General features: G+C 72.6%; 16 protein-coding genes, 1 tRNA gene and 1 pseudogene. 4 read left to right on the top strand and 14 right to left on the bottom strand.

Annotation, left to right across the window (positions count from 1 at the left end; genetic code table 11):
- Nucleotides 1-58 precede the first annotated feature (58 nt).
- The 3 genes from ACWDVG_RS17400 to ACWDVG_RS17390 form a co-directional block, all read right to left on the bottom strand.
- Complete coding sequence (locus ACWDVG_RS17400; protein ID WP_451700075.1) at nucleotides 59-883, bottom strand: carbohydrate ABC transporter permease; 825 nt, start codon at nucleotides 881-883, stop codon at nucleotides 59-61.
- The gene (locus tag ACWDVG_RS17395) at nucleotides 883-1,887 is read right to left on the bottom strand and encodes a carbohydrate ABC transporter permease (protein WP_451700074.1); all 1,005 of its coding nucleotides are present in this window, start codon (nucleotides 1,885-1,887) and stop codon (nucleotides 883-885) included. The genes ACWDVG_RS17400 and ACWDVG_RS17395 overlap by 1 nt, the downstream gene beginning before the upstream one ends.
- An 88-nt stretch (nucleotides 1,888-1,975) precedes the next feature.
- Nucleotides 1,976-3,292: an ABC transporter substrate-binding protein gene (locus tag ACWDVG_RS17390; RefSeq protein WP_451700108.1), complete on the bottom strand. Its 1,317-nt coding sequence runs from the start codon at nucleotides 3,290-3,292 to the stop codon at nucleotides 1,976-1,978.
- Between the two features lie 286 nt (nucleotides 3,293-3,578).
- Between ACWDVG_RS17390 and ACWDVG_RS17385 the strand changes: the two are divergent.
- Nucleotides 3,579-3,794 (top strand): annotated as a pseudogene (locus ACWDVG_RS17385) (hypothetical protein); the annotation flags it as partial.
- 107 nt (nucleotides 3,795-3,901) lie between these two features.
- On the opposite strand, the gene ACWDVG_RS17380 reads toward ACWDVG_RS17385, so the two are convergent.
- From ACWDVG_RS17380 to ACWDVG_RS17365, 4 genes are all read right to left on the bottom strand, one after another.
- A tRNA-His gene (locus ACWDVG_RS17380) sits at nucleotides 3,902-3,974 on the bottom strand.
- 151 nt (nucleotides 3,975-4,125) lie between these two features.
- Nucleotides 4,126-4,728, bottom strand: coding sequence for an oligoribonuclease (gene orn, locus ACWDVG_RS17375; RefSeq protein ID WP_451700073.1), 603 nt, complete (start codon nucleotides 4,726-4,728; stop codon nucleotides 4,126-4,128).
- Between the two features lie 117 nt (nucleotides 4,729-4,845).
- Nucleotides 4,846-6,015, bottom strand: coding sequence for a helix-turn-helix domain-containing protein (locus ACWDVG_RS17370; protein ID WP_451700072.1), 1,170 nt, complete (start codon nucleotides 6,013-6,015; stop codon nucleotides 4,846-4,848).
- Nucleotides 6,016-6,413: 398 nt separating this feature from the next.
- Nucleotides 6,414-6,815, bottom strand: a complete 402-nt coding sequence (locus ACWDVG_RS17365; protein WP_451700071.1) for a hypothetical protein — start codon at nucleotides 6,813-6,815, stop codon at nucleotides 6,414-6,416.
- 346 nt (nucleotides 6,816-7,161) lie between these two features.
- Here ACWDVG_RS17365 and ACWDVG_RS17360 point away from each other — a divergent pair, with 346 nt between their 5' ends.
- Nucleotides 7,162-7,683 carry a universal stress protein gene (locus ACWDVG_RS17360; protein ID WP_451700070.1) on the top strand — a complete coding sequence of 174 codons (522 nt, stop codon included), beginning with the start codon at nucleotides 7,162-7,164 and terminating at the stop codon, nucleotides 7,681-7,683.
- Between the two features lie 175 nt (nucleotides 7,684-7,858).
- Nucleotides 7,859-8,422, top strand: a complete 564-nt coding sequence (locus tag ACWDVG_RS17355) for a GPR1/FUN34/YaaH family transporter (protein WP_451700069.1) — start codon at nucleotides 7,859-7,861, stop codon at nucleotides 8,420-8,422.
- Between the two features lie 119 nt (nucleotides 8,423-8,541).
- Here the strand turns inward: ACWDVG_RS17355 and glmS are convergent, their stop codons facing one another.
- Both glmS and ACWDVG_RS17345 read right to left on the bottom strand, forming a co-directional pair.
- A complete protein-coding gene (glmS, locus tag ACWDVG_RS17350; protein ID WP_451700068.1) occupies nucleotides 8,542-10,359 on the bottom strand; it encodes a glutamine--fructose-6-phosphate transaminase (isomerizing) in 1,818 nt (605 codons plus the stop codon).
- A 36-nt stretch (nucleotides 10,360-10,395) separates the two neighbouring features.
- Complete coding sequence (locus ACWDVG_RS17345; RefSeq protein ID WP_451700067.1) at nucleotides 10,396-10,671, bottom strand: hypothetical protein; 276 nt, start codon at nucleotides 10,669-10,671, stop codon at nucleotides 10,396-10,398.
- A 195-nt stretch (nucleotides 10,672-10,866) separates the two neighbouring features.
- Between ACWDVG_RS17345 and ACWDVG_RS17340 the strand changes: the two genes are divergently transcribed.
- On the top strand, nucleotides 10,867-12,525 hold the full coding sequence (locus tag ACWDVG_RS17340; RefSeq protein WP_451700066.1) for a beta-N-acetylhexosaminidase: 1,659 nt from the start codon (nucleotides 10,867-10,869) through the stop codon (nucleotides 12,523-12,525).
- 91 nt (nucleotides 12,526-12,616) lie between these two features.
- Here ACWDVG_RS17340 and ACWDVG_RS17335 read toward each other — a convergent pair whose 3' ends face one another.
- The 5 genes from ACWDVG_RS17335 to ACWDVG_RS17315 all read right to left on the bottom strand — a co-directional run bounded on the left by ACWDVG_RS17335 (nucleotide 12,617) and on the right by ACWDVG_RS17315 (nucleotide 18,749).
- The gene (locus ACWDVG_RS17335; RefSeq protein WP_451700065.1) at nucleotides 12,617-14,476 is read right to left on the bottom strand and encodes an IucA/IucC family protein; all 1,860 of its coding nucleotides are present in this window, start codon (nucleotides 14,474-14,476) and stop codon (nucleotides 12,617-12,619) included.
- A complete protein-coding gene (locus tag ACWDVG_RS17330) occupies nucleotides 14,473-15,003 on the bottom strand; it encodes a GNAT family N-acetyltransferase (RefSeq protein WP_451700064.1) in 531 nt (176 codons plus the stop codon). Before ACWDVG_RS17330 ends, ACWDVG_RS17335 begins: the two co-directional genes overlap by 4 nt.
- Nucleotides 15,000-16,274, bottom strand: coding sequence for a lysine N(6)-hydroxylase/L-ornithine N(5)-oxygenase family protein (locus ACWDVG_RS17325; RefSeq protein WP_451700063.1), 1,275 nt, complete (start codon nucleotides 16,272-16,274; stop codon nucleotides 15,000-15,002). The genes ACWDVG_RS17330 and ACWDVG_RS17325 overlap by 4 nt, the downstream gene beginning before the upstream one ends.
- Nucleotides 16,261-17,700, bottom strand: coding sequence for a pyridoxal phosphate-dependent decarboxylase family protein (locus ACWDVG_RS17320; protein WP_451700062.1), 1,440 nt, complete (start codon nucleotides 17,698-17,700; stop codon nucleotides 16,261-16,263). Before ACWDVG_RS17320 ends, ACWDVG_RS17325 begins: the two co-directional genes overlap by 14 nt.
- Before the next feature lie 164 nt (nucleotides 17,701-17,864).
- A complete protein-coding gene (locus ACWDVG_RS17315; RefSeq protein WP_451700061.1) occupies nucleotides 17,865-18,749 on the bottom strand; it encodes a siderophore-interacting protein in 885 nt (294 codons plus the stop codon).
- Nucleotide 18,750 lies beyond the last annotated feature (1 nt).

Below are 18,750 nucleotides of genomic sequence, written 5' to 3'. Positions count from 1 at the left end.
GGCCCCTCGCGGGCGCGGGCGTGCGGGCGCGGGCGTGCGGGCGGGGGCGGGCGCGGGGTCAGCCCTTCACCGCGCCCCGCATCACCCCGCCCACGATCTGGCGCCCGAAGACCGCGAGCACCGCCAGCAGCGGCAGCGTCCCGAGCAGGGCCCCCGCCATCACCACGGACGTGTCCGGCACATGGCCGCGCCCCAATCCCGTCAGCGCCACCTGCACCGTCGGGTTGCCGGTCTGCGTCAGGACGAGCACCGGCCAGAAGAAGTCGTTCCAGGCCGCCACGAACGACAGCATCCCCAGGACCGCCATCGCCGGACGCGCCGCCGGGAACACCAGGTGCCACACCACCCGCAGCGTCCCCGCCCCGTCGACCCGCGCCGCCTCCAGGAGCTCCGCCGGCAGCGCCCGCTGGAGGTGCTGGCGCATGAAGAACACCCCGAACGCCGAGACGAGCGCGGGCAGCACGACCGCCTGGAGCTCGTCCGTCCAGCGCAGCCGCGCGATCAGCAGATAGAGCGGAACCACCCCCAGCTGCGGCGGGACCAGCATCGTCGCGCCCACGAGCAGCAGCAGCGTCCCCCGGAACCGGAAGCGCAGCCGGGCGAAGGCGAAGCCGGCGAGCGTCGAGAACAGCACCGTGCCCGCCGCCACCGCCCCCGCGACCAGCGTGGTGTTGGCGAGCGCCTCGCCGAGCCCGCCCTCGGTCCAGGCGATCCCCAGGTTCCTCGGCAGGTTCCGCCCGAACCGGAACGGCGGCGGCGCCGACGCCAGCCGCGTGCTCGTCCGCGAGGCCGCCACCGCCGTCCACACCAGGGGGAAGAGCGAGACCACCGTGAACAGCCCGAGCAGCGTGTACGTGCCCCAGCCCGCCCGCACCGTCCGCATCAGGCACCCCTTCCGCGCAGCACCGGCCGCAGCAGCCGGGCCGCCCCGAACACCACCACCAGGATCAGCAGCATCGCCCAGGCGATCGCCGCCGCCCGCCCGAGGTGCAGGTTCAACCAGCCCTGCTCGTACAGATAGAGACCCAGCGTCTGGTACTGGTGGTCCGCCCCGCCCGAGGCGCCCGCCCCGCTGTTGAACAGCAGCGGCTCACCGAACAGCTGGGTCGCGCCGATCGTCGACACCAGGACCGTGAAGAGCAGCGCGGGCCGCAGCCCCGGCAGTGTCACGTGCAGGAACTGCCGCCACCGCGACGCCCCGTCGAGCGCCGCCGCCTCGTACAGCTCGCGCGGGACGGTCTGCATCGCCGCCAGGTAGATGAGCGCGTTGTAGCCGGTCCAGCGCCAGATCACGATCGACGAGACGGCCACCTTCGACGCCCACGGGCCGTTCTGCCAGTCCACCGGGGCGATCCCGACGAGGCCGAGCGCCCAGTTGACCATCCCCTGGTCGCGCCCGAAGAGCAGCGCGAAGACGAGCGTCGCCGCGGCCACCGAGGTCGCGTACGGGGCGAGCGCCACGACCCGGAAGGCGAGCCGCCCGCGCAGCCGCACGTCCAGCAGGTGCGCCACCCCGAGGGCGAGCAGCAGCTGCGGGACGGTCGCGAGGACGCCGATGGCCGCGGTGTTGAACAGGGCGTTCCAGAAGAACTCATCGTGCAGCAGGCGGGCGTAGTTGTGGAGCCCGACCCACTCGCGGGCCTCCGGCGCGGTCAGCTCGACCCGGAACAGCGAGGTCCAGACGGTGGCGACCAGCGGGAACAGCCCGAACGCCCCGAACAGCAGGAAGAAGGGCGCCACCAGGACGTACGGAGCGGAGCGCGACCGCAGCCGCCCGCGCCCCGGCCCGGCGTCGCCGCTCCGCCGCGTCGGCGGCTCCACCGGCGGGGGGACGGGCGTGCCGGCGGGCGGCAGGAACGGATCCACTGGCTCCCTCGTCTCGGTCACGGCACTCCTCCACGGGTCCTTCTCCCGGTGCCCTCCACCGGTGCTCTCCCCCCGGCGCACCCTCACCGGCGCTCCTCCCCGCGTGCGTTCAGCGGTCCAGCGCGTTGTCGATCGCCCGCATCGCCGCCCGCCAGGCCGCGTCGGACGGCCGCCCCGTCTGGTCGACCTGGAGCATCCCGGTGTCGGAGAGGATCTGGTTGACGAGCCCGTCCTTCGGCCCCACCGGGGCCAGCGGCACCCCCCGGGCCGCCGCCGCGTACAGCGGGCCGACCGGCGCGTCCCCGAAGTACGGGTGCCGCGCGTCCCGCACCTCCGGCAGCCGGTACGCGGCCGAGGCGCTCGGGAAGTTGCCGCGCCGGGCGAACAGCCGCGCCTGCTGCTCGGGCGCGGTCAGCCAGGCCGCGAGCCGGGCGGCCTCCTCCCGGTGCCGCCCCGCCGACGGCACGACGAGGAAGGAGCCGCCCCAGTTGCCCGGCCGGGGCGCCGCCGTCACGTCCCAGTGCCCGCGCGTGACGGGCCCCGACTTGTCCTGGATGTAGGCGAGCATCCAGGCCGGGCAGGCGATCGTCGCGAAGGCCCCCCGCGCGAAGGCCTGGTCCCAGTCGGGCGTGAACTGCTGGAGCCGGGCGGTCAGCCCCTGCCGGGCGAAGTCGGCGGCGAGGTCCCAGGCGGCCCGTACGTACGGATTGGTGGCGACGACCAGCTCGCCCCGCGCGTCGTAGTAGCGCAGCGGCGCGCCCGAGACCGCCGCGGCGAGCACCCCGGAGGCCGAGTCCGTGAACGCCACGCCCCGCGGGGCCCTAGCGGCGAAGCGGCGGCCGACCTCCTCGTACCTCCGCCAGTCACCGGCCCACAGGCGTCCGACCGCCTCCCGGTCGGTGGGCAGCCCGGCCGCCGCGAAGTGGTCCTTGCGGTAGCAGAGGGCCAGCGGGCCGATGTCCGTGCCGAGCCCGAGGGTCCGGCCGTCGGGCGTGGTGGCCTGCGCCCACTTCCACGGCAGGAAGGCGCCCTCGCTGACGCCGGGTGCCGGGCCGAGGTCGTCGAGCCGCCCGGCCTGCGTGGCGACGACCTCGGCGATGTTGCCGACCTCGACGGCCTGGACGTCGGCGAGGCCCGAGCCCGCGGTGAGGCGGGTGAGCAGCTGCGGGTAGTAGACGTCGTTGCGGGAGAGCGAGGTCTGCCGGACCGCGACGTCCGGCCGGAGCCGCATGTACGCGTCGTAGAGCCCGGCCTCCTGGTAGCCGAACTCGCCGAAGACGCCGACGGTGAGGGTGACCCGCCGCCCGGAGCCGTCGACGCGTTCGCGGGCGGGTACGGGGGAGGGCTCGGCGGGATCGGTGGCGCACCCGGCCGCGAGGCCGGCGCCCAGCGCGAGCGGCAGGACGAGGGCGACCGCCCGCCGCAGCACGCCGTGGCGCGCCGCCCGGGACCGGCGCGCGGACCGGTGTGCGGCCCGGAGCGCGAGGTCCGCCGCGCCCGGTCGGGTCCGCAGCACGCCGTGGCGCGCCCGTCGTGTCCACCGCACGTGGCCCTCTCCTCCCCGCATCGCACCGAGCCCCGACCGTAGTGCGCGGGCCGGGCGCGGGCGGGGACCCACCCGGCCGCGCCACCCGTCCGGCGGAGCCCCGTCGAACGTCCTCGACGATTCCCGGACCTTGACCGCGGGGAGCGCTCCCACTTCTACGCCCCCGCAAGCCCACCAGTGGGGCTGGACCGGCGCCACCATCACCGGTGACCCGCGCGTCTACGGCCGGGTGTACGTCGCCACGAACGGGCGCGGGATCGTCTACGGCGACACCGGGAAGACCGGCGACGGCGGAGGCCCCGGCCCCACCGGCAGCTGGACCGGGACCAACCCCGTACCCGCCGCCTTCACCCTCGGAGGTGCCCCGTGCTCCACCGGCTGACCGCGGCGGCCGCCGACGGGACGCGCCGCCGCACGTAGGAGAGGGCACGGACCCCGCACACACGACCGAGGCCCCGGTTCTTCCGAACCGGGGCCTCGAGCCATCAGGGTGAGTAACGGGACTCGAACCCGCGACATCCTGGACCACAACCAGGTGCTCTACCAGCTGAGCTATACCCACCACGACCGGCGGTTTTCCCGAAGGTTTCCCCGACCGGCCGAGAAGAAGTCTACAGGGTCCGGGAGGGTGCTCGCGCCCGCGTTTCCGCGAGGGGGTCCGGAGGCGCGAGCGGGCCCCTCACGGGGCCGCTCCGGGGGTCCGCCCGGCGGTGCTACTCCGCGGGGACGACGTGCCGCGCGGCGATCTGCTTCGCGGTCTCCGAGTCCGGTCCCGGCTGCGGCACGAAGACCGCCTCCCGGTAGTAGCGCAGCTCGGCGATCGACTCGCGGATGTCGGCGAGCGCCCGGTGGTTGCCGTTCTTCTCCGGACTGTTGAAGTACGCCCTCGGGTACCAGCGGCGGGCCAGCTCCTTGACCGAGGACACATCGACGATCCGGTAGTGCAGGTGGCTCTCCAGCGCCGGCATGTCCCGCGCGAGGAAGCCGCGGTCCGTGGAGACCGAGTTCCCGCACAGCGGCGCCTTGCCGGGCTCCTTCACGTGCTCGCGGATGTAGGCGAGCACCTGCGCCTCGGCGTCGGCGAGGGTGGTGCCGTCCGGCAGCTCGTCGAGCAGCCCCGAGGCCGTGTGCATCTGGCGCACGATCTCGGGCATGGTCTCCAGGGCCGCGTCCGGCGGGCGGATCACGATGTCCACGCCTTCGCCGAGCACGTTCAGTTCCGAGTCGGTGACCAGCGCGGCCACCTCGATGAGTGCGTCGTCCGTCAACGAGAGCCCGGTCATCTCGCAGTCGATCCACACCATGCGGTCGTTCATGCGTCCTACCTTAGGGGGAGCCGTGGCACGGGAGCAGGCCGACGGGCCCCCGGGGAGAGGTGTCCCCGGGGGCCCGTCGGTCCCGCGTCGCGCCGCTCGTGGCGGCGCCGTCCGGAGTTACGGCGCGCTGCGCTGGCCCGGCAGGGCGGCCCGGCCGGTGGCGTACGCGTCCGGGGTGGGCTTGCCCGGCTCCAGCGGGGCGCCGGGGCGCCGGACGCCGGAGGCGACCTGCGCGGGCACCACCGGGTCGAGCACCGCCGTGGCCGGCTCGCCCTGCGGACGCCTGGCGCGGTACGCGGCCCGGTAGGCGGCCGGCGAGGAGCCGAGCTGCCGCCGGAAGTGACCGCGCAGCGCCACGGGCGAGCGGAAGCCGCACCGGCCCGCGACCTCGTCGACCGAGTAGTCGGAGGTCTCCAGGAGCCGCTGCGCCTGGAGCACCCGCTGCGTGATCAGCCACTGGAGCGGGGCGGAGCCCGTCAGCGAGCGGAACCTGCGGTCGAAGGTGCGCCGCGACATGTACGCACGGGCGGCGAGGGTCTCCACGTCGAACTGCTCGTGGAGGTGCTCCAGCGCCCAGGCGACGACCTCGGCCAGCGGGTCGGCGCCGATCTCCTCGGGTAAAGACCTGTCGAGGTAGCGCTCCTGACCGCCGCTGCGCCGCGGCGGGACGACCAGCCGGCGCGCCAGGGCGCCCGCGGCCTCCGTGCCGTGGTCGGTCCGCACGATGTGCAGACACAGGTCGATTCCGGCCGCGGTGCCCGCCGAGGTCAGCACGTCGCCGTCGTCGACGAAGAGCTCCCGCGGGTCCACGTGGACCGAGGGGTAGCGCTTGGCGAGCGTCGGCGCGTACATCCAGTGGGTGGTGGCCGGGCGGCCGTCGAGGAGTCCGGCCGCGGCGAGGACGAACGCCCCCGTGCAGAGCCCGACGATCCTGGCGCCCTCCTCGTGGGCGCGGCGCAGCGCCTCGAGTGCTTCCGGCGGCGGCGGGGAGGTGATCGACCGCCAGGCCGGGACGACGACGGTCCCGGCGCGGCCGATGGCCTCCAGGCCGTAGGGTGCGGTCAGTTCGAGCCCGCCCGTGGTGCGCAGGGGGCCTTCCTCGCCGGCGCAGACGAGCAGCCGGTAGCGCGGCACTCCGGCGTCCTGCCGGTCGATGCCGAAAACGGAGAGCGGGATCGAGCTCTCGAAGATGGGGCCGCCGCTGAACAGCAGCACCGCGACGACCTCACGACGGCGGCGCCCGGACAGCTTCCGTGCGGCCTCCGGTACGGCGGAGTCCTGGCTCATGACGCTAAGCCCCCCTCGGTGTTGGCGTCTCCCTGGTCGTGTCGCAGCTGCACGTTTCCCCTCGGTTTTGCACGAGACCCCAGTCTTCGGTATCCATGATCGAATCTACTGCGTCCCGTGGCGCCGCCGTGACAAGTTCTCCGTCCGGCAGATTGTCGACAAGGCCACTTGGCGTGAAGCGATCGTTGGCGACGTCCGTCCCCCGACGGCCGCGGGGAGTGGCGCGGGTGGCGGTGAACGCCCCGTACGCGATGGGTACGGGCCCGTGACCGGGGGGCCTCGGCGCGCGTGGAGCAGAGGTTGAGGGACCGTTTCGCCAAGGACGCGCCGATAACAGGAACTTGGCTGAAAACCGATGGGATCGAGTGTACGAGCCTGTCAACTCGACGGGGGGTGGCTCAGCTCCGGCGCCGCGCTTTGGCCCGATCCGTACGGGATCGTCCCGCCCGGGAGCGGGCCCCCCGGGGGCGCTCCGCCGGTGACGGTTCCGCCCGCAGACCGCGCTCCGAACGCCGCAGCAGCAGGCGACAGGCGGCCGTGACCGCGGCGAGCCCCAGCGCGGTGCCGGCGGCCCCGCCCAGCGAGGTGCCGTAGGCGACGAGGACGACGGGGACGAGGACGCAGCAGAAGGCCGCCCAGCGGACCACCTCCTCGGCGGGGGCGGGCCCGGCTCCGGCCGCCGGGGAGTGGGGGGAGCCGGGCGCCGGGGCGTGCTGGACGGGGATCGGGGCGGCGCTCCGCGTGGGCGGGTGGGCGGGCGTCTGGGCGGGCGTCTGGGTCGGGGTCGACGGTGCGGCCACGGGCGGTCTCCCTGCGACGGTGGGCTGGACCTGTGGCAACGAGGAGCGGAACGTTCCGGTCACTGCGAGCGACGTCCGTTTGGCCCCCGTACGGACGCTTGTAGGGCGCAACCGGCATTGCCAGATCCCGAGCCCCTCGTGCATGCTCCCTGGAACGCCGCGCGCGAGCCGTGCGTACGCCGGGAGGGGTGCGGCGGGCCCTGGGCAGGAGAGGAGTGTCGCCGTACCCTTGGGGGTATGGGGTTGGGAAGATGATTCCCGGACACAGCTCCGCCGCCACCCGTTGTTCCTCCCCCCGTCACCTTCACCGTCCCTTCCCACGAGGACCCTCTTCGCCGAGACACCGATGGCCGGTCACGAATTCTCCGAACCCGCGGACCGCAAGCGCGTCGCCGACTCCACGGTCGACCCCCTCGCGGTGGAACAGCCACGCCACTCCTGCGACCCGGCCTTCCGGCACGGGGTGGTCGTCGGTTTCGACGGCTCCACGTCCAGTGAGCGCGCCCTCGCGTACGCCATCGGCATGGCCAGGCGCTCCGGCTCGGGCCTGATCATCGTGCACGTGGCCAACCGGCTGCCCACCACCGTGTGGGCCGGCTGCGAGCCGCCCGTCTTCGTCGACGTACCGGATCACCGCACGGAAGTCCTCGGTCTTGAGCTGGCCTGTGCCGACCACCTCTCCGAGGTGCCGTGGATCCTCGTCGAGCGCGGCGGCGACATCTGCCACGAGCTGGAGGAGGTCGGCCGGGAGTACTCCGCCGACGCGATCGTGGTGGGCTCCACGCACGGGATCGTCGGGCGGATCTTCGGCTCGGTGGCCGGCCGGCTCGCGCGGCGCGCGCAGCGGCCCGTGATCGTCATCCCGTAGCCCCGGCTCCCTCCCTCACGGCCCCGGGCCCGGCTCCCGACTCTTCGTCAACTTCCCTCATCCGGCCATAATTTCGGCCTTCCTCAGGTGATTTGTGCGCTTGTGAAGGGTAGCTAAAGAGCACCGGAACAAAGCGGCCCAAGCGGCACCACCGCACATCTGAAGGGAGCCCGCCGTGGACAAGGACGTCGCCGCGGGAAACAGCACCTCCACCCTCGGTCACCTCGCACTCGGACTGACCCTCCTGGCCTTCGGCCTGGGCGGCACGGGTGTCATCGACAACGTCGCGGCAGCGGATGCCGCGGGCCTCGCCACCTGGGTCGGCGGGGTGGCGCTCTTCCTGGTCGGCCTGCTGGCCCTGCGCGCGGGCGGCACCGGCGAGGGCACGGCGTACGCCGCGCTCGGCGCCTTCTGGTTCACCTGGGGCACCGGAGTGGGCGGCGGCACCTCGGCCGAGGCCGCCGGGCTCTTCCTGCTCCTGTGGGCGCTCCTGGCGCTGACGCTGACCGTGGCCTCCTCGGGCAGCGGCCTCCTGGGACAGGGCGTGTACGGGCTGCTGTGCGTCGCGCTGCTGCTCTCCGGCATAGCCGCCCTCGCCGGCAACGGCGGCCTCGCGAAGGCGGGCGGCTGGGTCGCCGCGGTGGCGGGCCTCGCGGCCTGGTACGGCGCGACGGCGGCGGTCGCGGGCTGGCCGACGGCCCTGGGCCGCACGGGCCGGAGCGCACCGGCCGCGGGCTGAGCGCGCGGAAGGGCCCCCGCACTCCCCTGGGTGTGTGCGGGGGCCCTTCGCGTGTCCGGTCGAACCGCCGGGGGACAGGCCCGGCGGCGGCGGGCGGGGGGACAGGCCCCGCCCGGCCGCTACTCGACCGTGACGGACTTGGCCAGGTTGCGCGGCTTGTCGATGTCGCGGCCCATGGCGAGGGCGGTGTGGTACGCGAAGAGCTGGAGCGGGATGCCCATGAGGATCGGGTCGAGCTCGTCCTCGTTCTTCGGGACCACGATGGTGTGGTCGGCCTTCTCCTGCGGCTGGTGGGCCACGGCGAGGATGCGGCCGCTGCGGGCCTTGATCTCCTCCAGGGCGGCGCGGTTCTTCTCCAGCAGGTCGTCGTCGGGGACGATCGCGACCGTCGGCAGGGCCGGCTCGATGAGGGCGAGCGGGCCGTGCTTCAGCTCGGAGGCCGGGTAGGCCTCGGCGTGGATGTAGGAGATCTCCTTGAGCTTGAGGGAGGCCTCCAGGGCGACCGGGTAGCCGCGCACCCGGCCGATGAACATCATCGACTGGGCGCCCGCGTACTCCTTGGCGAGCTCCTTGATCTCGTCCTCGCTCTTGAGGATCTCCTCGATCTGCGCGGGGAGCTTGCGCAGGCCCTCGATGATCCGCTTGCCGTCGGTGACGGACAGGTCGCGGATGCGGCCGAGGTGCAGGGCGAGGAGCGCGAAGGCGACGACCGTGTTGGTGAAGCACTTGGTGGAGACGACGCAGACCTCGGGGCCGGCGTGGACGTACACGCCGCCGTCGGCCTCGCGGGCGATGGCGGAGCCGACCACGTTGACCACGCCGAGGACGCGGGCGCCCTTGCGCTTGAGCTCCTGGACCGCGGCGAGCACGTCGTACGTCTCGCCGGACTGCGAGACGGCGATGTAGAGGGTGTCGGGGTCGACGACGGGGTTGCGGTAGCGGAACTCGGACGCCGGCTCGGCGTCGGCCGGGATGCGGGCCATGCCCTCGATGAGGGAGGCGCCGATCAGACCGGCGTGGTACGAGGTGCCGCAGCCGAGGATCTTGATGCGGCGGATGGTCCGGGCCTCGCGCGGGTCGAGGTTCAGGCCGCCGAGGTGCACGGTGGAGAAGCGGTCGTCGATGCGGCCGCGCAGCACGCGGTCGACCGCGTCGGGCTGCTCCGAGATCTCCTTGTGCATGTACGTGTCGTGGCCGCCCATGTCGTAGGAGGCGGCCTCCCACTCCACGGTCTCCGGGGTGGCGGTGGTGGAGGCGCCGGCCACGGTGTACGTGCGGAAGTCGTCGGCCTTGAGCGTGGCCATCTCGCCGTCGTCGAGGGTGACGACCTGGCGGGTGTGGGCGATCAGGGCGGCGACGTCGGAGGCGACCAGCATCTCCTTCTCGCCGATGCCGAGGATGACCGGCGAGCCGTTGCGGGCCACGACGATGCGGTCGTTGAAGTCGGCGTGCATGACGGCGATGCCGTAGGTGCCCTCGATGACCTTCAGCGCCTCGCGGACGCGGTCCTCCAGGGTCTCGGCCTGCGACCGGGCGATGAGGTGGGTGATGACCTCGGTGTCGGTCTCGGAGGCGAAGACGACGCCCTCGGCCTCCAGCTTGACGCGGAGCTCGGCGGCGTTGTCGACGATGCCGTTGTGGACGACGGCGACCTTGTTCTCGGGGTCCAGGTGCGGGTGCGAGTTGACGTCGCTCGGCGCGCCGTGGGTGGCCCAGCGGGTGTGGGCGATGCCGGTGGTGCCGGTGAAGCGCTTGGGGACGCGGGCCTCCAGGTCGCGGACGCGGCCCTTGGCCTTCACCATCTTCAGGCCCGAGGCCTTCGGGCTGGTGATCACGAGGCCGGCGGAGTCGTATCCGCGGTACTCCAGGCGCGCCAGGCCCTCCAGGAGCAGCGGCGCCACGTCACGCTTTCCGATGTAACCGACAATTCCGCACATAAAGGTGAAACCCCTCCAGGTCAGTGATGGTGCTGCTCAGCCGTAGACGATGCGGCGCAGCTGCCGGAGCGAGAGCTCCGGCGGCGCCACGGCGCGGTGCGGCAGCTCCGCCGCGATCCGTTCGAAGATCTGGGCGTTCACGGCCCCGCCGGACTGCAGTTCGCGGTGACGGCGGCGGACGAACTCCTCGGTCGTCTCGTCGAAGTACGCCAGCACGTCGAGCACCACCCGGGCGGCCTCACCGCGCTGGAGCGCGGTGCTGCGGACCAGATGGTCGATGAGGTCGTCGTGCGACGGACGGCGTTCGAGCACCCATGAATACTGAGGGAAGCCCCCGCCGTCCGCAAGAATCCTGCCCGGAATCGGGCAGGAGAGGCCCGGTTGAGCCCGTGATCGAGCTCCTTGGTCCATACCTTGACCCGTGGTGAGGCGGGCGGTACGCAAGGTGGCGGACCGGATATACAGAAGAACGACAGACGCGTCGATCACCTGAAGGGGAGACCGCCTGTGACCCAGCGCCGAACGATTCCGCGCCTGATCGGATCCCTCCTGCTCCTCGCCACCGCCGGGATGGCCTGCGGGGCCGCCTCCGGCGAGAGCCGGGCCGCCGCGACCCGCGCCGCCGACGGCAAGCCCGGCGGCGCGGTCCTCGCCGCCGAACCCGAGGTCCGGCCGCTCGGCCGCATCGTGCCCGCCCCCGCCTCCGTCGCCCCCGACGGCGAGCCGTACACCCTCACCCGCACCACCCGCATCGGCGTCGACGAGACCTCACCCGAATCCCGGGCCCTCGGCCGCTACCTCGCCGGGCTCCTGCGCCCCGCCACCGGCTACCCCCTCCCCGTCGTCGACGACGCCGCGGCCCGCGGCGGCATCCGCCTGCGGCTCAGCCCCGGCGAGACCGCGCTCGGCGACGAGGGCTACCGGCTCCAGTCGGCCCCCGAGGGCCTCACCCTCACCGCCCGCGCGCCCGCCGGACTCTTCCGCGGCGTCCAGACCCTCCGCCAGCAGCTGCCCTCCGCCGTCGAGCGGAAGACCGCCCAGCGCGGGCCCTGGAAGATCGCCGGCGGCACCATCACCGACACCCCCCGCTACGCCTACCGGGGCGCCATGCTCGACGTCGCCCGCCACTTCTTCACCGTCGACGAGGTCAAGCGCTACATCGACCAGCTCGCCCTGTACAAGATCAACACCCTCCATCTGCACCTCTCCGACGACCAGGGCTGGCGCATCGCCGTCGACTCCTGGCCGCGGCTCACCACCCACGGCGGCTCCACCGAGGTCGGCGGCGGCGCCGGCGGCTTCTACACCAAGGCCGAGTACCGGGAGATCGTCGACTACGCCGCCTCCCGCTACCAGGAGGTGATCCCCGAGATCGACATGCCCGGCCACACCAACGCCGCCCTCTCCTCCTACGCCGAACTCAACTGCGACGGCGTCGCCCCGCCCCTCTACACCGGCACCAAGGTCGGCTTCAGCTCCCTGTGCGTGCCCAAGCCCGTCACGTACGACTTCGTCGACGACGTCCTCCGCGAGATCGCCGCCCTCACCCCCGGCCGCTACCTCCACATCGGCGGCGACGAGGCCCACTCCACCAGCCACGCCGACTACGTCGCCTTCATGAACCGGGTGCAGCCGCTCGTCGCGAAGTACGGCAAGACCGTCGTCGGCTGGCACCAGCTCACCGGCGCCACCCCCGCCGCGGGCGCCCTCGCCCAGTACTGGGGCCTGGACCGCACCCCCGCCGCCGAGAAGGAGAAGGTCGCCGCGGCCGCCCGCAACGGCACCGGGCTGATCCTCTCGCCCGCCGACCGGACGTACCTCGACATGAAGTACACCAAGGACACTCCGCTCGGCCTCGCCTGGGCCGGGTACGTCGACGTCAAGCGGTCCTACGACTGGAACCCCGCCACCTACCTGCCCGGCGCGCCCCCGAGCGCCGTCCGGGGCGTCGAGGCCCCGCTGTGGACCGAGACCCTCGACACCGTGGCCGACCTCGACGTCATGGCCTTCCCGCGCCTCCCGGGCGTCGCCGAACTCGGCTGGTCACCGGCCGACACCCACGACTGGGAGGCCTACAAGGTCCGCCTCGCCGAACAGGCCCCGCGCTTCGAGGCCCTCGGCATCACCTACCACCGCTCGCCCGAGGTGCCCTGGCCCGTGGCCTGAGACCGGTCGCCGACCGGGCGCCGGACAGCACAGATGCGAGCCCCGGCGGAGGACCGTACTCCGCCGGGGCTCGCACCGGTCTTCGGGGGGATCAGGCGAACCGCGCGATCGGGTTCACCAGGTCGCCGACGAGCTGCAGCGCCGCCGACGGGTCCGCCAGGTCCACCATCTGCCTGTTGTTGCGCAGCTGGAGGCGGTTGAGCGCGGACAGCGCGAAGGTCTCCGCGAACATGTCGTACTGCGCGAAGCGGTCCGCCAGCTCCGGCTTCGACTCCTGGTAGCCGCGCACGCACTCCGCGACCGTCCGCCAGAAGGCGTCCTCGTCGAGCGTGCCCTCCGCCGCCAGCGTCGCGGCGAGGAAGCGGAAGAAGCAGTCGAAGACGTCCGTGAAGACGGACAGCAGCTTCATGTCCTCGGGCACCTCGGCCCGCACCCGCTCCACGGCCGGCGGCAGCACCGCGTCCGGGTCCATGACGACGATCTCCTCGGCGATGTCCTTGAAGACCGCCCGCGCCACCGCGCCCCGCTCGTCGAGGACGAGGATCACGTTCTCGCCGTGCGGCATGAACGCCAGGTCGTAGGCGTAGAAGCTGTGCAGCACCGGCAGCAGGTAGGCGTCCAGGTACCGCCGCAGCCACACCGTCGGTTCGAGGCCCGACTCCTTGATCAGCGCGCCCGCGAAGGAGGCGCCGGCGTGGTCGACGTGCAGCAGCGAGGCCATCGTCGCCAGGCGCTCGCCCTCCGCGAGGGAGGCCACCGGCGACTCGCGCCAGAGCGCGGCCAGCATCTTGCGGTACGGCGAGTAGCGGTCCGTGGCGGCCTCGTACTCCAGGTGCCGGTAACCGACCGCCGCCCGCTCGCGGATGATCGAGAAGCGGGCCGCCGCGAAGACGGAGTCCGACTCGATCAGCCGGTGCAGCCAGTCGTTGATCGCCGGGGTCGCCTCCATGTAGGCCGCCGAGAGACCCCGCATGAAGCCCATGTTCAGGACCGACAGCGCGGTCTTGACGTAGTGCTTGGCCGGGTCGGAGGTGTTGAAGAAGGTACGGATCGACTGCTGCGCCAGGTAGGCGTCGTCGCCCTCGCCCAGGTACACCAGGCGCTGCTGCGCCACCTCGGCGGCGAAGGTGACCGACAGCTTGTTCCACCACTGCCAGGGGTGGACCGGCATCAGGAGGTAGTCGGCCGGGTCCAGGCCCCGCGCGGCGAGGGTCGCGGCGAAGCCGTCGACGGCCGCGTCGCCGAGCTCGGCCCGCACGAAGGCGTCGTACTCGATCCCGGCGCCGGCGGTGAACGCGGCCCGGTCGCGGTGGGCCGCGAGCCAGACCAGGTGGATCGGGGACGCGGCCTCGGGGGCGTACGCCCGGTACTCGTCGACGCCGAAGCCGAGCCGGCCGTTGTTGGCGACGAAGCAGGGGTGGCCCTCGGTCATCCCCGTCTCGATCGCCTGGAAGCCGGCGCGGGCCAGCTCGGCCGAGGTCACCTCGGGCTTGGTCGACTTGAACGCCGTACCGGCCAGGGTCGAGGAGATCTCCTCCAGGTAGACCGGGAGGATCTCGTCGCTCAGGCCGAGCGCGCCGCGCAGCTCGGTGACGAAACGGAGCGCGTCCAGCGGCAGCTGCTCCTCGTCCCGGTGGCAGCTGATCGACTCGGCGTAGACCTGCCAGTGGTCGAGGGCGAACCGGTCGGCGGTGAAGCGGTACTCGGTGGCGCCGTCGTCGCTGAGGACGCGGTAGCGGCCCTCGCCCAGCTCCTGCGGGTCGAGCAGGCGCTCGTGGGCGAACTCGGCGAGGCCCTTGCGGATCAGGGCGCGGTTGGCGGCGGCCCAGCGCTCGGGGGTGAGGTGGGCGACGGGGTCGCCGGCGCGCGGGGCGGTGTGCGGCGCCGCGGTGCGCTGCGGGGCCGGGGTGACGGACGCGGTCCCCGGGGCCGGGGTGACGGGCGCGGTCATATCGTCACCGCCACGGCGGCCTCGAACTGCGCGCGGGTGCAGAAGCTCAGCAGGGCCTTCTTCTCCGGCTTCTGGATCTCGCGCTCCGGGACGAAGCCGACGGCCTCGTTGAGCGCGTGGACGGCGGTGTTGGCGACGTCGGGCTCGACGACCACGCGGGCGGTCGCCGGGTCGGCGAACAGCTCGCGCATGACCTCGGTGATCACCATGCGGGTGAAGCCGTGCACCGGGGTGTCGGACGGCGCGACGAGGAAGTGCATGCCGACGTCACCGGGCCGCGGGTCGTACAGGCCGACCAGCTCCAGCTCCGACGGGTCGTACCGCTCCATGAGGATCGCGGGCACCTCGTCGACGAGGCCGACGAACGCCTGGTGGTGCGGGTGGGCGGCGATGGCCGCGTACTCGCGCTCGACGTCCTCCACCGAGGCGTCCTGCATCATCCAGAAGGCGGCCTTGGGGTGGGTGACCCAGGCGTGGATCATCGCCGCGTCCTGGGCGGGGTCGAGCGGGCGGAAGCGGACGGTCATACGGTGAACTCCTGGAACGCGATGGACTTCTCGACGGGGTAGTACTCGGAGCCCAGCATCTCGCGGATGATGTAGGCGTTGCGGTACGCCCCCATGCCCAGGTCGGGCGAGGTGATGGAGTGCGTGTGCACGCCGGCGTTCTGCAGGAAGACGCCGCGGCCCGTGGTGTCGACCGCGTAGTTGCGGGCCACGTCGAAGCGGCCGCGGGAGTCCCAGCGGAGCCGGTCGCGGACCGGCTCCAGGAAAGCGGGGACGGCGTACTTGTAGCCGGTGGCGAGGATCAGGCCCTCGGTGTCGAGGGTGAAGTCCTTCTCCTGCTCCTCCTGGCGGAAGCCGAGCGTGTACGTGCCGGACTCCTCGTCGTACGCGGCGGTGTGCAGCGCGGCGTTGGTGAGGAGCCGGGTGGGCACGGGCCCGTCGAGGTTCTTCTGGTAGAGCAGGTCGAAGATGGCGTCGATGAGCTCGCCGTCGATGCCCTTGAACAGGCCCTTCTGCTCCGTCTCCAGGCGGTAGCGGGTCCGCTCGGGCAGCGCGTGGAAGTAGTCCACGTACTCCGGGGAGGTCATCTCCAGCGTGAGCTTGGTGTACTCCAGCGGGAAGAAGCGCGGCGAGCGGGTCACCCAGTTCAGCCGGTAGCCGTGGACGTCGATCTCGCTCAGGAGGTCGTAGTAGATCTCGGCGGCGCTCTGGCCGCTGCCGACCAGGGTGATCGACTTCTTCTTCTGCAGCGCCGCCTTGTGGGTGAGGTAGCGCGAGTTGTGGATCAGGTCGCCGCCGAGGCCCTGGCAGGACTCGGGGACGTACGGCGGGGTGCCGGTGCCGAGGACGAGACGGCGGGAGCGGAAGGTCTCGCCGGCCTCGGTGGCGACCGCGTACAGCTCGGTGGCCTCGTCGTACGTGACGGCCGTGACCGTGGTGGAGAAGCGGACGGAGGAGAGTTTCCCGGCGGCCCAGCGGCAGTAGTCGTTGTACTCGGTCCGCAGCGGGTAGAAGTTCTCGCGGATGTAGAACGAGTACAGCCGGCCCTTCTCCTTCAAGTAGTTGAGGAAGGAGTACGGCGAGGTGGGATCGGCCAGGGTGACCAGGTCCGACATGAACGGGGTCTGGAGGTGCGCGCCCTCCAGGAACATCCCGGAGTGCCACTCGAAGTCCGGCTTGGACTCCAGGAAGACGCCGTTCAGCTCGTCGATGGGCTCGGTCAGGCAGGCGAGACCGAGGTTGAACGGGCCGAGCCCGATACCGATGAAGTCGTGGGTCTCAGGCGTGGACAAGGGTCTCTCCCAGGTACTGCTCGGCGTGGCCGGCTATCAGATCAAGGACGGCGGCGATGTCGGACACCGTCGTCTCGGGGTTGAGCAGGGTGAACTTGAGGTACTGGCGGCCGTCCACCTTGGTCCCGGCGACGACGGCCTCGCCCGAGGCGAACAGCGCCTTGCGGGCGTAGAGGTTGGCCCGGTCGATCTCGGCGGGGGAGGTGACGTTCTCCGGGACGTAGCGGTAGACGAGCGTGGAGAGCTGCGGCTCGACCACGACGTCGTAGCGGGGGTCGGCGGCGAGGAGGTCGAAGCCCTCGCGGGCCAGGTCGCAGACCTCGTCGAAGAGCTCGCCGACGCCGTCGGCGCCCATCACGCGCAGCGTCATCCACAGCTTGAGCGCGTCGAAGCGGCGGGTCGTCTGGAGCGACTTGTCGACCTGGTTCGGGATCTGCTCGGCGACCGTCCGGCGCGGGTTGAGGTAGTCCGCGTGGTACGTCGCGTGGCGCAGCGTGGCCCCGTCGCGGACCAGCACGGCGGAGGAACTCACGGGCTGGAAGAAGGACTTGTGGTAGTCGACGGTGACCGAGTCGGCCCGCTCGATGCCGTCGAGGAGGTGGCGGCGCTTGCGCGAGGCGAGCAGGCCGCAGCCGTAGGCCGCGTCGACGTGCATCCAGGCGCCGTACTCCTCGGCGAGGGCGGCGATCTCGGGCAGCGGGTCGATGGAGCCGAAGTCGGTGGTGCCGGCGGTGGCGACGATCGCCATCGGGACGAGGCCCTCGGCGCGGCAGGCCTCCAGCTCGGCGGCGAGGACGACGGACTGCATGCGCTTGTTCCGGTCGACGGGCACGGAGACGACGGCGTCGCGGCCGAGGCCGAGGAGGGTGGCCGACTTCTGGACGCTGAAGTGGCTGCACTCGGAGGAGAAGATCCGCAGCTTCGACAGGTCGTCGGTCTTGGCCTCCTCGCGGGCCAGGAGCAGCGCCTGGAGGTTGGACTGGGTGCCGCCGCTGGTGAACACGCCGTCGGCGGCGGCGCCGAGGCCGATGCGGCCGGCGGTCCAGTCGATGAGCTTGCGCTCGATGAGGGTGCCGCCCGCGCTCTGGTCCCAGGTGTCGAGCGAGGAGTTGACCGCGGAGAGGACGGCCTCGCCGAGGACGGCGGGGATCACGACTGGGCAGTTGAGGTGGCCGAGGTAGCGCGGGTGGTGGAAGTACACCGCGTCGCGGAGGTACACGTCCTCCAGCTCGTCCAGGGCGGCGGAGGCGTCGCCCAGGGGCCGGTCGAGGTCGACGGCGTCGATGACGGGAGCGAGCTCGGCGGGGGTCACTCCGGTGAACGGACCGCGGGTCGTGGCGAGTTTCTCCGCCACCCGCTCGACTCCTTCGGTGACGGAGCGCCGGTAGCTCTCCGCCGTGGCGTCGTTGAGCAGGTGCGAGCGCATGTGGGGGGCCTCCGGACAGCGGTGAGGGACGAGGGGGCGATGCGAAGTAAGGTTAGCCTAACCTTACTTCGCATCGCAATGCCCCTCGCCCCTCATGAGGCCTCAAAGGCCCCGGGCCGACGTGACGTTCGCCTCGTCGGCCCGCGCCGAGGCGGTCGCACCCCCTACGGGGTGCCCTCCTGCCGGGCGTCCTCCTGCCGGGCGTCCTCCTGCGTCTCGTCCGGCACCTCGCGCAGCGCGTCCTCGGAGAGGCCCTTGCGCCAGTACCCGACGAACGTCACGCGGCGGCGGTCGAGTTCACGCTCGCGCACGAAGTGCCTGCGCAGCGCCTTCACCGCGCCGGACTCGCCCGCGATCCAGACGTACGGAGCCGCGCCGGGCAGCTCCACGCCGCGCACCGCCTCGACCGCGGAGGGCGCCCCCTCCTCCCGTACGAGCCAGGTGATCGTGGCGTCGGCCTCCGTCGCAAGGTCCATCCGGTCACCGGAGAACGGCACTTCGATGAACACCTGGGCGCGGGTCTCGGCCGGCAGCCACTCCAGGATCGCCGAGGCGGCCGGAAGCGCGGTCTCGTCGGCCCAGATCAGGACCGAGTCGGCGTCCTCGGGCAGCTGGAAGCGGACGCCCGAGTTCGCGGCGACGGCCGGGCCGAGCACGACCACCCGGTCACCGGCCTTCGCGCGCCCGGCCCACCGGCAGGCGGGGCCGCCGTCCTCGTGGAACGCGAAGTCGATGTCGACCTCGGCGACCGGCTCGGTGCGCTGCTCGCGGACGGTGTACGAGCGCATGACGGCCCGCTCGTCGTCGGGCATGGCCCGCCAGGCGCCCAGGATCGCGTACATGTCCGGGTTGTCCAGCGGCGGCAGGACCGGGGCCTCCTGGCCCGGGTGCGGCAGGAAGAGGGAGAGCGACTGGTCGCGGCCCCCGGAGACGAAGGACTTCAGGTCCTCGCCGGTGAAGGTGACGCGGACCAGGGACGGGCCGAGCCGCCTCGTCCGGTCGACCTGGAGGGAGAAGAACTGGAACGGGGCGGTCTCGGCGGTCGTCATG

The sequence above is a fragment of the Streptomyces sp. NPDC003327 genome, from assembly GCF_053589515.1.
Note: the sequence above shows the minus strand (reverse complement) of the source record. Positions and strands in the feature narration are given on the sequence as shown.

Excerpts from the sequence above, each read along its gene's own strand:
- ACWDVG_RS17400 (WP_451700075.1), bottom strand. The coding sequence starts at position 883 with ATGCGGACGGTGCGGGCGGGCTGGGGCACGTACACGCTGCTCGGGCTG.
- orn (WP_451700073.1), bottom strand. The coding sequence starts at position 4,728 with ATGAACGACCGCATGGTGTGGATCGACTGCGAGATGACCGGGCTCTCG.
- ACWDVG_RS17370 (WP_451700072.1), bottom strand. The coding sequence starts at position 6,015 with ATGAGCCAGGACTCCGCCGTACCGGAGGCCGCACGGAAGCTGTCCGGG.
- ACWDVG_RS17360 (WP_451700070.1), top strand. The coding sequence starts at position 7,162 with ATGGCCGGTCACGAATTCTCCGAACCCGCGGACCGCAAGCGCGTCGCC.
- glmS (WP_451700068.1), bottom strand. The coding sequence starts at position 10,359 with ATGTGCGGAATTGTCGGTTACATCGGAAAGCGTGACGTGGCGCCGCTG.
- ACWDVG_RS17335 (WP_451700065.1), bottom strand. The coding sequence starts at position 14,476 with ATGACCGCGCCCGTCACCCCGGCCCCGGGGACCGCGTCCGTCACCCCG.
- ACWDVG_RS17330 (WP_451700064.1), bottom strand. The coding sequence starts at position 15,003 with ATGACCGTCCGCTTCCGCCCGCTCGACCCCGCCCAGGACGCGGCGATG.
- ACWDVG_RS17320 (WP_451700062.1), bottom strand. The coding sequence starts at position 17,700 with ATGCGCTCGCACCTGCTCAACGACGCCACGGCGGAGAGCTACCGGCGC.
- ACWDVG_RS17315 (WP_451700061.1), bottom strand. The coding sequence starts at position 18,749 with ATGACGACCGCCGAGACCGCCCCGTTCCAGTTCTTCTCCCTCCAGGTC.